The organism is Bacillus methanolicus PB1 (genome assembly GCF_000262755.1).
In the GTDB taxonomy this organism is placed as follows: Bacteria; Bacillota; Bacilli; order Bacillales; family Cytobacillaceae; genus Bacillus_Z; species Bacillus_Z methanolicus.
The window spans coordinates 729,588-743,397 of the sequence record NZ_AFEU01000001.1 but is presented as its reverse complement, the minus strand read 5'-3'; the positions used below and the strand labels follow the sequence as shown (position 1 = coordinate 743,397).

The window sequence follows — 13,810 nt, the reverse complement described above, 5'->3', positions numbered from 1 at the left end:
GAATCCTTCCATTAATGACAATATATAGATTGGTTTTTTTGTAATCTTTGTCTATATGTTGTCTTAGAGGCATCTGACCCTTTACTTTTGAGCCAGCCCTTTTCTTAGAAGCACGGGAAAGTCATAAAAATCAATTACCTTTAACTTCTTTCAGCTTTTCTTTCAGCTTTTCTCCTATAAATTCGAGATCCTTTATTGTTTCATCTAATGTTTGTTTCCATTTTGGAGCTTCCTCTTTTAGTACTTCTTCAATTTTTTTCGCTTGTTTTTTCATTTGTTCGGCTCTTTCTTTAATCATTTCTTCGGTTTCTTTTTGATCTTTTCCTGCAATTGTTTCATTAACGGATTGTACGTTAAATTCCGCTGGTTCAATATATGGAAGGATTTCCTCCATAATCGCCCTGAATATCGGCACGACATTTTCAGAGCTAGAGTTGGATAAATAATGTTCCCTGTCTGTTTTGTCATATCCAAGCCAGACAGCTCCGACAAGATTCGGTGTATAACCGACAAACCATTGATCTTTCGTTCCGTCGACATCATTGTATGGGAGCTGGGTCGTTCCTGTTTTGCCAGCAAGCTGGACATCGGGAATGTTTGTTCCTTTTCCTGTTCCACTTTCAACGACATTCAGAAGCATAGAAGTCATTTCGTTTGCGACTGATTTTGATGTAACCTTTGTTATTTTTTGTTTATGTTCGGCAATTATATTTCCAGTTGGACCGACAATTTTTGTAATCAAGTGGCTGTCGTTCCGTTTTCCTTCGTTTGGAAAAACCGAGAAGGCCTCAGCTAATTGAAGGGGGGAGATGCCTTTATGCATTCCACCAAGGGCGATTCCGAGATGTTCATCTTCTTTTTCAATTGGGATGCCAAATCGTTTCAATGCATCAAGACCCTTATCCAGTCCAATTTCATTTAGCAGCCAAACCGTCGGAACGTTTAATGATTTTTCAACTGCTTCATACATTGGAACCTCGCCTTTGTATGTTTTGGAAAAGTTCTCCGGCTTATAGCCGTCAAATGACATTGGCTCATCTTTAAGCTTGGACGTAACTTTGTAACCTTCTTCTAGTGCCGGGGTGTACACAGCAAGCGGCTTCATTGTTGATCCCGGCTGGGTCTTTAATTGTGTTGCCCGGTTAAACCCGCGAAATACATGCTCTCCCCGGCCTCCTACAAGAGCCCGGACTCCGCCTGATGCGGGATCTAGCAAGACTGCACCACTCTGAACTAGAGTACCGCCTCTTCCATATGGAAAAAGAGAATCTCGTTCATATACGTGTTCAAGTGTAGATTGCAAATTTTGGTCCATTTCTGTGTAAATGCGATATCCTCTTGTTAAAATTTCATCTTGTGTTAATCCGTATTTTGAGATTGCTTCATCAAGAACAGCATCGACATAATATGGATATTTTCGATCAACGAAGCTCCCGCCTTCATCTTCCAATTGGATTTCTTCCGTTTTTGCTGCTTTAAATTCATCAGCTGAAATCATTCCAAGTCCTTTCATTTTGCCTAAAACGACGTTCCTTCGTTCCATTGCCCTGTCATAATGGTTATATGGATCATAAGCGGACGGAGCCTGCAATAAACCGGCGAGCAGCGCAGCTTCACTAATTGAGACTTTTTGAATGTCTTTGTTAAAGTATTTCTTTGAGGCCTGGCCGATCCCCCATGCACCGCTGCCAAAATAAACCTGGTTTAAATACATCTCTAAAATTTCATCTTTTGAATAATGATTTTCAATTTCTACAGCTAAAAATAACTCTTCAACTTTTCGTTTATATGTTTGTTCCGGGGAAAGCAGAGCGTTCTTCGTGAGCTGCTGGGTGATCGTGCTTCCGCCTCCTGTAATTCTGCCGGCAAACAGATTTTGAAAAAAAGCCCTGGCAATTCCTTTTATATCAAATCCATTGTGTTCATAAAACCGTTCATCTTCGATTGCGATGACAGCATTCTTTACATGATCGGGAAGTTCCTTTACTTTTACGCCTTCGGTCCGGTTTGTTGCTACCTTTGTTGCAATATCGCCGTCTTTATCATAAATCACAGTTGCTTGTCTTAGCCCGTCTTTTAACGACTGTACGTTTGCCCGGCTTGCCATAAAAGCAAAAAAGAGAATCATCAGCAATATAAATATTAACAAAATTAATAATAATATTTGTGTAATATGCTTCTTTTTCCAAAATCGTACGATTGCTTCCCAGTATGGCTGTAACCGTTCCATGTTTTCTCACGTCTTTCTTCATGACTATTTGTCTTCCATTCGATGTGACTAATATAAACTTTAGTCCCATATATGATTTTACACATAGAAATAAAAAAAATCATTAATTGCACAAATACCCGAGACCACCCGCTTCGTTTTTGATCAAATACAAAAAGTCCTTTTTGAATGTCGTCGTAAATGTCAAACTGTCTAAGAAATTTTTATAGTTTTTTTGCTATAGTATTTAGTAATTACCTCATTCAAATGAGAAAGCGAACCTAAATAAAAATTATTTTCATTACCCGGAAAGTGATCTGTTTATTTTTGGTTAGTTTACAATTTTTCCACGTTAATAATGCTTTATTATGTGAAATTATGAACATGATATAATCTCAGGCCAAATTCTGATGAAATTCTTTAAGGAGGAAATACCGTTGTTCAAAATGCCTATTTTTGTGAAATTATGAACATATATTTATGTGAAATTGTGAACATGATATAACCTCAGGTCAAATTCTGGCGAAATCTTAAAGGAGGAACTACTATGGATCCAGTAATGTTGGCAAGAATACAATTTGCTTTGACTACAATTTACCACTTCTTCTTTGTGCCGCTTACTATTGGCCTGGCATTTATGATCGCAATCATGCAAACATTATACGCAGTGAAGAAAAATGAGATTTACAAAAAAATGGCGAAATTCTGGGGACATTTGTTCCTGATTAACTTTGCTGTAGGGGTTGTAACAGGAATTATTCAAGAATTCCAATTTGGGATGAACTGGTCGGATTATTCCCGATTTGTCGGTGACGTCTTCGGAGCACCACTGGCCATTGAAGCATTGCTTGCCTTTTTTATGGAATCCACTTTTATCGGTCTATGGATTTTTGGCTGGGATCGTTTACCTAAAAAAGTGCACTTGGCAAGCATTTGGCTTGTGTCGATTGGGTCCATGCTATCCGGCTTTTGGATTTTAACGGCAAACTCTTTTATGCAAGTGCCTGTTGGTTATGAAATTAAAAATGGCAGGGCGGAAATGGTTGACTTTTTGGCGCTTATCACCAATGGACAATTATTGGTAGAGTTTCCTCATGTTATCACAGGTGCATTGTGTACCGGAGCGTTTTTCGTTGCCGGTGTAAGTGCCTATAACCTATTAAAAAAGAAACATGTTGATTTTTACAAGAAATCGATGAATCTCGCTTTAATCATTGGTTTAATCGGAAGTCTTGGCGCTGCCTTCAGCGGACATGCTCAAGCACAATATCTTGTTAATACACAGCCGATGAAGATGGCAGCTGCTGAAGGTATTTGGGAAGATACACCAGACCCGGCGCCATGGTCAGTATTTGCCTGGATTGATACAGAAAAACAAGAAAATAAGTTTGAACTAAATATTCCTTATGCATTAAGCTATTTATCTTATTCAAAATTTGAAGGCAGTTTAAAAGGAATGAAGACTCTTCAAGCTGAATATGAGGAAAAATATGATTCGATCGCGGGCGAAGAGACGAATTATATCCCGCCGGTAAAGACGACGTATTGGAGCTTCCGTTTAATGGTCGGCTTTGGTTCAGCAATGATCTTACTATCCATGATTGGTCTTTATCTGTGGAGAAAGGGACGACTTGAACAAAGCGGTTTATTCTTGAAAATCCTTCTTCCCGCTATCTCATTTCCTTTTTTAGGAAACACTTTTGGATGGGTTATGACCGAAGTGGGCCGTCAACCATGGACGGTCTTTGGATTAATGACGACTGCTGATTCTATATCACCAAATGTTTCTTCAAAGAGCATCTTATTTTCAATTATTATGTACACGGTTATTTTCACGATACTTGCAAGTGTGATGATTTATTTGATGGTTCGCGAAATTAAACATGGACCGGAAGAACATAAAGATGAACATTCAACCGTATCAATAGATCCGTTCAATAAGGCAGGTGTATAAGATGGAATTGAGTGAACTTTGGTTTGTCTTAGTCTCTATTCTCTTTATTGGGTTCTTCTTTCTTGAAGGGTTTGATTTTGGCGTAGGAATGTCGACTCGTCTTCTCGCTCGTGATCAAAAAGAGAGGACCGTCATGGTGAATACAATCGGTCCTTTTTGGGACGCGAATGAAGTATGGCTAATTGCCGGCGCGGGATCCATTTTTGCAGCCTTTCCGAACTGGTATGCAACGATGTTCAGCGGCTATTACTTACTGATGCTGACAATCTTGCTGAGCCTGATTGTACGCGGCGTTTCTTTTGAATTCCGCCGCAAGGTTGATGATGAACGCTGGACGAATGTGTGGGACTGGATGGTCTTTATTGGAAGCTTGCTGCCGCCGTTCCTTTTTGGTGTTCTGTTTACAAGCATGCTTAAGGGTATGCCGATCAATGAAGATATGAATATGGTCGCACGGTTCTTGGATGTTATGAATATTTATTCCATTTGGAGCGGCTTAACGATTACATTACTGTGCTTATTGCATGGTTTGACATTCCTATCTTTGAAAACAGAAGGAGAGATCAGAGGACGTTCAGCGGCAATGGCGAAAAAAGTGCTGTTGGCCGTATATGGAGCACTTGTCGTCTTTGTAGGTCTGTCTTGGTTTATGACAGATATTTTTGAGGTACGCCCTTTCCTTGAGCTTATGATTGTCGTATTAATTGTGCTAGCTTATGGTTTATCCTACTATTTCATTTCGAAAAGACGAGAAGGAATGGCATTCACCATGACGGGGTTAGGAATCGTGTTAACCGTATCGGCGATTTTCGTTGGACTGTTCCCAAGAGTGATGGTCAGTTCCTTGAACAAATCCTTTGATTTAACGGTTTACAATGCATCCAGCGGGGCATACTCTTTAAAAGTAATGACTATTGTGGCCGTAACGATTTTGCCGTTTGTATTAGGGTATTCTATTTGGAGCTACTACGTTTTTCGTAAACGGGTATCTGACAAGGAGCATTTAACATACTAATGGATAAAGCGTTGTTCTCTTACAAAGGGATAAAGCCGGTCCTTGCCGGGCTGGCAATATTAACAGCTATTCAAGGTGTTATCATTATTATTCAGGCTTATTATTTGGCTATGGCAATCTCCTCCCTTTTCGGGGGAGATTTGTTTGCTAATGTCTTGAAAAAATTGGCCATTTTCTTTTTTGCGTTAGTTGTTCGCCAACTGCTTACCGTTTGGAAAAGAAATAACGCCTACCATTTTGCTGCCAAAACGAGTGAAGCGTTCCGGGAATCATTGTTGCAAAAGTTGTTTCAACTCGGCCCTCGTTTTGTAAAAGAAGAAGGTTCCGGACAGACAGTCACCTTGGTAATGGAAGGTATGATGAAATTCCGCCGCTATTTGGAGCTTATTCTTCCGAAAATGATGAATTCGGCGATTATACCCGCCATGATCTGCATCTTTATCTTTTTTGTCAATATCCGTTCCGCCGTCATTTTAGCCTTAGCTGTTCCAATCCTTATTGCTTTTATGATTTTGCTTGGTTTGGCGGCAAAAAGAAAAGCAGATCGCCAATATGAATCCTACCAAATGCTGTCCAATCATTTTGTCGACTCTTTAAGAGGATTAGAGACACTCAAATATTTGGGATTAAGCCGCAAGCACGTCAACAAAATTATTTTAGTAAGCGAAAGATATCGACGGGCTGCAATGGAAACTTTGCGTATCGCCTTTTTATCTTCGTTTGCATTGGATTTTTTTACCATGCTTTCCATAGCGACAGTTGCTGTTTTTCTTGGAATGGATTTAATAAACGGGAAGATGGAGCTGCTCCCGGCGTTGATTATCCTTATTCTTGCACCGGAATACTTCCTGCCAATCAGGGAGGTTGGGGCCGATTACCATGCGACGCTTGACGGGAAAGAAGCGGGCAAAAAGGTTCAGGAAATCCTGGATAAGGAATCGTTGCAGCAAAAACAGGAGACCATCCCCCCTTGGAAATCAACAAGTACACTTTTTGTAGAAGGAATGAGTGTACGTTTTGCAGAAAGTGATCGCCCGGCATTGCAAGATATCCAATTTTCCATTTCAGGTTCAAAAAAAATCGGAATTATCGGAGCAAGCGGTGCAGGAAAATCTACATTGATCGATCTATTAAGTGGATTTTTAACACCTTCGTCAGGTGAATTTCAGGTAAACGGCAAGAAATTAACAACTTTGTCTCAAGATGATTGGCAAAGGCAACTAACGTATATTCCTCAACACCCTTATATCTTTCACGATACGATTTTAAACAATATTCGCTTTTATGATCCGGAGGCAACGGAGAAAGAAGTAGAGGAAGCCGCAGAAAGAGCGGGCCTCACTGAAGTGATTCAATCGCTGCCGCATGGATTCGAGACAATCATAGGGGAAGGCGGACGGAGCTTAAGCGGCGGACAGGAACAGCGTATAGCCCTCGCACGAGCATTTTTGAGCAACCGTCCTATTATCATGCTTGATGAGCCTACTGCCCATCTTGATATTGAAACGGAATACGAATTGAAAGAAACGATGCTAAAACTATTTAATGGAAAGCTCGTATTTTTTGCAACTCATCGCTTGCATTGGATGCTTGATATGGATGAAATTATTGTTCTTGATCAAGGAAAAATAGTGGAGATCGGAACACACGACCAGTTAATGGAGCGGCGTTCTGCTTATTATCAGCTCGTTAAAATTCAAATGGAGGGCGTTTAATGGAGAAGGAGAAATGGATTATTCCTTATTTGCGTCAATATCGCGGCTTGTTTGCCTTGGCTATTCTTCTTGGTTCGCTTACCATTCTTTTTGGCGGGGCATTGATGTTTGTTTCAGGGTATTTAATTTCGAAAGCGTCTACACAACCGGAATCCATATTAATGGTTTATGTGCCGATTGTCGGTGTCCGAGCATTTGGAATCGGCCGGGCCGTGCTTAGCTATGTGGAGAGGCTGACAGGACACCAATTCATTCTGAAAATACTTTCCGAAATGCGCGTCCGCTTATATAAAATCATCGAGCCGCAAGCCTTGTTTCTTCGTTCCCGCTTTCGTACGGGTGATATTCTTGGTGCACTCGCCGATGATATTGAGCATTTGCAGGATTTTTACTTAAAGACACTGTTTCCCTCGATTGTTTCTTTAATCATTTACACAGTGATCATCATTTGTGCCGGGCTTTTCTCGATTCCATTCGCGATTCTCCTGGCTGTATTAATCGGGTTGTTGATTTTTGTCGGTCCAATTGTTTCATATATTTATACGAAAACAAAAAATGAACAATTGAAAAGGGGAAGACACCAACTTTATCAACAGTTTACCGATACGATTTTTGGCATAAGCGACTGGATATTCAGCGGGAAATACACGACTTTTATTCAGAGATACGAAGAACAAGAAAAAAAACTGCTCGCACTCGAAACGAAGAAACATTCCTTTGTGAACTGGCGGGATATTACGAATCAGATGGTGCTTGGTGCCGTTGTTATCTTGGCGATCTATTGGGCCAATGAGCAAACGCTAAGTGGAGAATTCTCTCCAACGTTCATTGCAGCTATTGGTCTCGCAGCGCTGTCCTTGGTGGAATCCTTTTTGCCGATTGCAGGGGCAGTCAGCGAAACAACAACCCATCAAGATTCAATCAAGCGCCTTGAAGCCATCCAAGCAGAAGCCCCGCCATGGATCGAATCAGAGAATTTGAACGATTCACCGGACACATCTGAAGCAACAATTGAAATAAACCATGTATCATTTGGGTATCAATCTGAAACACCATTGCTGGACGATTTTAGTTTAAAAATTGGACAGGGTGAGAAAATCGCCATTATCGGGCGCAGCGGAGCCGGAAAATCAACGCTGTTGAAATTGATCCAGGGAGCCCTTGTACCGACCAGCGGCGGAGTGAAAATAAATGGGCTGAATGCACATGAGTTGGGTTTGGCTGTTCCAAAATTTATGGCTGTTCTCAACCAAAAGCCTTATTTATTCAACACATCCGTCATGAACAATATCCGCCTCGGCAACCCGGAAGCAACGGATGAAGAAGTATACGAAGCAGCCAAGATGGTTCAATTGCATGAGATGATTATGCAATTGCCAAAAGGGTATGAGACCAACATGTATGAAACAGGACAGCGCTTTTCCGGAGGAGAGCGACAAAGAATCGCATTGGCACGGATATTAATGCAAAATACTCCGATCGTCATCATGGATGAACCGACAGTCGGACTCGATCCCATCACAGAAGCAAACCTATTGGCTGACATTTTCGATACACTGAAGGGAAAAACGATCATCTGGGTAACGCACCATTTGATAGGTGTGGAGAAAATGGATCGCATCCTTTTCCTAGAACAAGGAAAAATCACCATGGAAGGCAGTCATCAACAACTGCTGGATAAAGAGGAAAGATATCGCCGTTTATATGCACTGGATCGTCCGTTTTACATGAATGGGTAGTACAAATAGGATTTGCTGCTTTAGGTAGAATGTGTTCCTGAAAGTTTACCGTTTTTTCTGCATTGTTGGATATAATAAAATTAGAAAATAGCATACATGAAAAAAGACCGCCGGAGCTAGTAACACCAAACGGTCATGCAATAGACGGTTCCCTCGAAAGAGGATCAGCAGTCTAAAGGAATAATCCACCTTAGTTGCTAACTCAAGGGTGGATTATTTTTTTGGGTTTTTACTCCCGTTCGTGATATGGTTACCCACGTTCGGTAGGAGTTTACTCCCGTTCGAAGGGCATTTACTCCCGTTCGGGAGGGATTTACTCCCGTTCAGGAGGCGATTACTCCCGTTCAAGGTACGTTTACTCTCGTTCAAGGCACGTTCACTCATTGAAGTCCATTGTACATGAGAATTCCATTCTGCACCTCTTGTCTGTTTCCAATCCTATTTGCCATTTTCCTTTTTGAGAAACTTTCGTAATTCCTAGTATCCGCATATATCTGTAATTGCTTCCAGACAAGTATATACCGATATATGGTTCCTTCGGAATATTTCAAATCAATTAAGTGTTTAGTTGCCTGCTGAATTAATTCTGTAAGATTAGTAGTATCGGACATGTTTTAACCTCCTTAAAAATGTTCGATACTACTTTATCATTAAAGTATTATGCAAAGTTAAATGCTAACAATCTTTTGTAAAATCAGGCCTTTAGAATTTAACTTTACATAATAATTGTCTTTCCATAAGATGAACTGGGATATATTCCTCTGCTAAAGCAAGGTGCAGAATTGTTGTTTCAGATTATTTCTATGTGTTATGAAACCAGAAGTTTGATTGTGACTACCAACCTACAATTCGGGCAGTGGAATCACGTGTTTGGCGATCCAATCTTGACAGAAGCTGTTATAGATCGGTTAATCCACCATTCACATTTATTGTTCTTTAACGGTGATAGCCGTCGGTTAAGAGATTCAATCTTACAAAATAAATAAAACGGGAGTGGCAAGTAGTACATTTTTCATTGCCATTTGATACATTTTTTACTTGCCAAAAACAGGTTCTAGTTAAATATTTCCTGATAGATAAGAAAATGGTTTAAAACTGTTGACCTTCTAATAAAGATAGGTGATGATTTTATATAAATATCATTGTCAATATTAGATGGAAGTTACCATAAAAATGGAGGTATTTTATGTTTCTTGGCGGTATTGAAGCGGGTGGCACTAAATTTGTTTGCGCTGTTGGAAATGAAGACGGAAGCATTTTAAAAAGAATCGAAATCCCGACAACTGTTCCTGAAGAAACTATTGGGAAGGTGATCGGTTTCTTTAAAGAATTTGAATTGAATGCAATTGGCATTGGCTCTTTTGGACCGATAGATGTTAACCCGGAAAGTCCGGCATACGGTTATATTACAACTACTCCAAAAAAAGCTTGGAATAACTATCCTTTTGTTCAGGCAATTAAAGAAAAATTTAATATTCCCATCGGATTTCATACCGACGTTAACGCTGCCGCTTTAGCGGAGTCTGCATTAGGAGCCGCTAAAGGACTTAACAGTTGTTTATATATTACTGTTGGAACCGGTATTGGTGCAGGCGCCATTGTCCAGGGGAAACTTCTTGAGGGACTTTCACACCCTGAAATGGGACACATTCTTGTAAGGCGCCATCCAAATGACAATTACAAAGGAAATTGCCCGTATCATCAAGATTGCCTGGAGGGACTCGCAGCTGGTCCTGCGATCGAAGGACGCTGGAACAAAAAAGCTGAAGAGCTGCAAGATAGGCAAGAAGTTTGGGATCTGGAAAGCTTTTATCTTGCGCAGGCAATTATGCAGTATGTTCTTATTCTTTCGCCAAAGAAAATCATTCTTGGTGGAGGGGTTATGAGGCAAAAACAAATTTTTACTTATATTCACAAATATATACAACAATTGTTAAACAATTATATTGGGTTGCCTGAACTTTCAACAAGTATTGAGGATTATATCGTACCTCCGGGATTGAAAGAGGATTCCGGTATAGTCGGTGCACTTCTTTTGGGAAAACAGGCATATCAGAAAAAAGAAACAAGGCTATCAGAATCTGGTATGAAGTAACTTTGATAAATAAGTCATGGGGACTGCTCCCATGGCTCGTTAATTTTTTATCAATACTTGACTTGCAAAGTCTTAGAAATGCGCATTATCAGTATTTTTGTTATAATGGCATGGGTCAGGATTCTTCCAAAGTCAGACCAACAGCAACGAAAGAAATCGAATGAGAAGAAATATATCCTATATTTATTCAGATAGAATCAATTTTCAGCCAAAGTGAGGGGATATTATGAGCCAGACAATGATTTTTTTTGATATTGACGGAACTTTGCTTGATCATGATAAACAGCTGCCTGATTCAACGAAACAAGCGATCCATGCTTTAAAAGAAAAAGGGTATGAAGTCGGCATTGCGACAGGACGGGCGCCGTTTATGTTTAGAGATTTGGCGAAAGAGCTCGATATTGACACTTATGTTTCTTTTAATGGTCAGTATGTAGTTGTTAAAAATAAAGTTGTATATAAAAATCCGCTTCATTTAGAGTCTTTACGGAAACTGGCGGAGTATTCTTCGAAGAAACAGCATCCGCTCGTATATTTATCCCATGAAGAAATGAAATCAAACATAGAGTATCATCCACACATACAAGAGAGTATTGAAACATTAAAATTCAGCCACCCGTCCTATGATCCGGAATACTTTGAAGACCGTGAAATCTTTCAATCACTGCTATTTTGTGCTGAGGGAGAAGAAAAGGACTATATGGAAGAGTTTGAACAGTTTGACTTTATCCGCTGGCACCCGGTTTCAACAGATGTTTTACCGGCAGGCGGCTCAAAAGCTAGAGGTATAAAAGCTGTCATCAGCCATTTAGGAATTTCGGAAGACCGGGTTTATGCTTTTGGGGACGGTTTAAATGATATAGAAATGCTCCGGTTTGTAAAAAACAGTGTCGCGATGGGGAATGCCCACGAATCTGTAAAAAAAGTCGCCAGATATATAACTAAAGATGTTACGGAAGACGGGATTGCCCACGGTCTTGAATTATTAGGCTTATTATAAGATATAGAAGGGGGCCAACTCTAAAGCAAAGGTTCAGACCTTTATGAGTCAGCCCTTAATTTTTTCTATGTCAGTTTATTTTCGATAAACATAAGGATCTTTTGGTTGTTCAATTTGATTCCATTCTTTAACTTTCAGAACGGGAATGGTTGATTTAAAAGGCTGATAGTATATAGATGACAACGTACCTTTTACATGAAGCCACTGATCATTTTTAATTTGTACTTCCTCCGGAAATTCAACCAGCATCCCGAAAACGCCTGAATCTGCAATACAATGAATGACCCCAAATCTTAGAACAAACATTTGCCGTTCGTTTATCGCTTCACCTTTAAATGCAAATCCGTCAAAACTAATCGTATCACCAAGAAATTCACCCGGGAAATTATAAAGGGTTTCCATACCTTTTAAATAATCATCGTCTGTTAATTCTACTTCTTCTTTTGAAGAATATTTTTCCAATTCTTTTTGCATTAATTCATCATATCCATCTTTTCCGTAGTAAACACTCGAATCCGGACGGAGATATTGAGTTTGTGCATATGGATCCGCCGTTTCCATACTTTTAAAAGAAAAACCTTTTGATTTAACAATATTTGAATCAAGAGTTGCAACAGGAAAAAATAATCCAGAGATTAATGGAAATGAAAAAATGGCATAGACAAAGATTCTTTTGAAAAAAGGTTTGTCATTTTCATGATCATGATCGTGATCGTGATCACAACAAGTATGTGATTCAGTTTCTTTTTCACCAAGTTCCTTCAAGTACACATATGCCTGAACAATGGTCAGAATTGCAAAGATAAAAATGGCAATATAAGATAAATACGAATATTTCATATTAATATATTTTGTAATATTTCCCGTAGCATGAAGATGGAAAAAGAAAAATGTGAATAACATCAAAATGAGTGTTCTAAACATGTGTTACCCCTCCTTTTTAGAAAAATAGGGATCCAATAAGAACGAAAATTGCAATATAAGTAATTAATACAACCACAAAACGTTTTTTAAAGATTCCGAGCATCATGAACATGTTTTTTATATCAACCATCGGTCCAAATACAAGGAAAGCTATTAAAGATCCGGTCGAAAATAAACTGCTAAATGAAGATGCAATAAAAGCATCTGCTTCGGAACAAAGGGATAGAACAAATGCCAATCCCATCATGACAAGTGAAGAGGAAATGTCATTTTGGCCGATTGCTAATAGTGTTGACGTTTTAATATATGTCTGCATAGCAGCAGCAATAAAGGCCCCTATAATTAAATATTTGCCAACCGAAAAAAATTCATCTACAGCATGGCGCAATGTTCCTGTCAGTTTTCTTAAGAACGATTGTTGTTGATGGTAATGGCTATGGGGATGACCGTTTGTTGTTACCTTCTCTAAAAGCTGATTATTTTTATATTGATAAGACAAAATAACACCAATAAGGAAGGCAACAAGTAAAGCTAACCCACCACGGTAAATCACCATTTCCCAATTATTACCAAATGCAATATAAGTGGAAAATAACACAATCGGATTAATTACAGGCCCAGTTAACATAAAGGCAATTGCTGCATGCAGAGGAACTCCTTTTAATAAAAGCCTGCGGGTTATTGGAACGATTCCGCATTCACATGCAGGAAAAAATACACCGACTGTTGAAGCAAACAGCACAGCAAGGTAACGGTTTTTCGGAATAATTTTTGCAACCATTTCTTCTGTAATAAACATCTGAATTAGACCGGAAATAAATACGCCAATAAGTATAAATGGAATCGCTTCTATTAATATACTGATAAAGATAGAATTAAGCTGTAAAAATGATTGTGAAGTCACATTATGCCTCCAATCCACTTTAAATAAAAAACATACAAAATCATTATAAATAGAAACTTAGCGATTTCGAATCAGTTGGAAATAACTTTCTAAAGAAAGCGAAAGGTGATTGTAGATATAGACTCCTAAAAAGGGGTCTATTAAATCAGTAGAAAAAGCTGCAACATAGCAGCTTATTTCATGTATTTCATAATAAGTATATAATTTTCTTGATACTTGACAGCTGTGGTATTATATTATTGTCGCCAAAAAACA

Annotated in this window: 10 protein-coding genes and 1 pseudogene; 7 read left to right on the top strand and 4 right to left on the bottom strand. The window is 39.2% G+C overall.

What is annotated here, in order from left to right:
• Nucleotides 1-130: 130 nt before the first annotated feature.
• Nucleotides 131-2,230: a transglycosylase domain-containing protein gene (locus PB1_RS03430; protein ID WP_003350783.1), complete on the bottom strand. Its 2,100-nt coding sequence runs from the start codon at nt 2,228-2,230 to the stop codon at nt 131-133.
• Between the two features lie 526 nt (nt 2,231-2,756).
• On the opposite strand from PB1_RS03430, the gene PB1_RS03425 reads away from it, so the two are divergent.
• Genes PB1_RS03425 through cydC form a run of 4 tightly spaced genes read left to right on the top strand, consistent with a single transcriptional unit; the run spans nt 2,757 to nt 8,632 of the window.
• A complete protein-coding gene (locus tag PB1_RS03425; protein ID WP_003350782.1) occupies nt 2,757-4,163 on the top strand; it encodes a cytochrome ubiquinol oxidase subunit I in 1,407 nt (468 codons plus the stop codon).
• A 1-nt stretch (nt 4,164) separates the two neighbouring features.
• Nucleotides 4,165-5,178, top strand: coding sequence for a cytochrome d ubiquinol oxidase subunit II (cydB, locus tag PB1_RS03420; RefSeq protein WP_003350781.1), 1,014 nt, complete (start codon nt 4,165-4,167; stop codon nt 5,176-5,178).
• Nucleotides 5,178-6,893 carry a thiol reductant ABC exporter subunit CydD gene (cydD, locus tag PB1_RS03415; protein WP_003350780.1) on the top strand — a complete coding sequence of 572 codons (1,716 nt, stop codon included), beginning with the start codon at nt 5,178-5,180 and terminating at the stop codon, nt 6,891-6,893. Before cydB ends, cydD begins: the two co-directional genes overlap by 1 nt.
• The gene (gene cydC, locus PB1_RS03410; protein WP_003350779.1) at nt 6,893-8,632 is read left to right on the top strand and encodes a thiol reductant ABC exporter subunit CydC; all 1,740 of its coding nucleotides are present in this window, start codon (nt 6,893-6,895) and stop codon (nt 8,630-8,632) included. Before cydD ends, cydC begins: the two co-directional genes overlap by 1 nt.
• 380 nt (nt 8,633-9,012) lie before the next feature.
• Here the strand turns inward: cydC and PB1_RS03405 are convergent, their stop codons facing one another.
• The gene (locus PB1_RS03405) at nt 9,013-9,243 is read right to left on the bottom strand and encodes a hypothetical protein (protein ID WP_003350778.1); all 231 of its coding nucleotides are present in this window, start codon (nt 9,241-9,243) and stop codon (nt 9,013-9,015) included.
• A gap of 129 nt (nt 9,244-9,372) precedes the next feature.
• Between PB1_RS03405 and PB1_RS16785 the strand changes: the two are divergent.
• From PB1_RS16785 to PB1_RS03395, 3 genes and pseudogenes are all read left to right on the top strand, one after another.
• Nucleotides 9,373-9,618: pseudogene (locus PB1_RS16785) on the top strand (ATP-binding protein); the annotation flags it as partial.
• 200 nt (nt 9,619-9,818) lie between these two features.
• Complete coding sequence (locus PB1_RS03400; RefSeq protein ID WP_003350776.1) at nt 9,819-10,727, top strand: ROK family protein; 909 nt, start codon at nt 9,819-9,821, stop codon at nt 10,725-10,727.
• Nucleotides 10,728-10,953: 226 nt separating this feature from the next.
• On the top strand, nt 10,954-11,727 hold the full coding sequence (locus tag PB1_RS03395; protein WP_003350775.1) for a Cof-type HAD-IIB family hydrolase: 774 nt from the start codon (nt 10,954-10,956) through the stop codon (nt 11,725-11,727).
• Nucleotides 11,728-11,802: 75 nt separating this feature from the next.
• Here the strand turns inward: PB1_RS03395 and PB1_RS03390 are convergent, their stop codons facing one another.
• Both PB1_RS03390 and PB1_RS03385 read right to left on the bottom strand, forming a co-directional pair.
• Nucleotides 11,803-12,651 (bottom strand): TIGR03943 family putative permease subunit, encoded by an 849-nt coding sequence (locus PB1_RS03390; protein ID WP_003350774.1) that lies wholly within the window; start codon nt 12,649-12,651, stop codon nt 11,803-11,805.
• A gap of 16 nt (nt 12,652-12,667) precedes the next feature.
• Complete coding sequence (locus PB1_RS03385) at nt 12,668-13,555, bottom strand: permease (RefSeq protein ID WP_003350773.1); 888 nt, start codon at nt 13,553-13,555, stop codon at nt 12,668-12,670.
• Nucleotides 13,556-13,810: the final 255 nt, after the last annotated feature.

What these genes read in the sequence shown, in the direction of transcription:
- PB1_RS03395 (WP_003350775.1), top strand. Translation starts at nt 10,954, where the DNA reads ATGAGCCAGACAATGATTTTTTTTGATATTGACGGAACTTTGCTTGAT.
- PB1_RS03400 (WP_003350776.1), top strand. Translation starts at nt 9,819, where the DNA reads ATGTTTCTTGGCGGTATTGAAGCGGGTGGCACTAAATTTGTTTGCGCT.
- PB1_RS03390 (WP_003350774.1), bottom strand. Translation starts at nt 12,651, where the DNA reads ATGTTTAGAACACTCATTTTGATGTTATTCACATTTTTCTTTTTCCAT.
- cydC (WP_003350779.1), top strand. Translation starts at nt 6,893, where the DNA reads ATGGAGAAGGAGAAATGGATTATTCCTTATTTGCGTCAATATCGCGGC.
- PB1_RS03405 (WP_003350778.1), bottom strand. Translation starts at nt 9,243, where the DNA reads ATGTCCGATACTACTAATCTTACAGAATTAATTCAGCAGGCAACTAAA.
- PB1_RS03430 (WP_003350783.1), bottom strand. Translation starts at nt 2,230, where the DNA reads ATGGAACGGTTACAGCCATACTGGGAAGCAATCGTACGATTTTGGAAA.
- cydB (WP_003350781.1), top strand. Translation starts at nt 4,165, where the DNA reads ATGGAATTGAGTGAACTTTGGTTTGTCTTAGTCTCTATTCTCTTTATT.
- cydD (WP_003350780.1), top strand. Translation starts at nt 5,178, where the DNA reads ATGGATAAAGCGTTGTTCTCTTACAAAGGGATAAAGCCGGTCCTTGCC.
- PB1_RS03425 (WP_003350782.1), top strand. Translation starts at nt 2,757, where the DNA reads ATGGATCCAGTAATGTTGGCAAGAATACAATTTGCTTTGACTACAATT.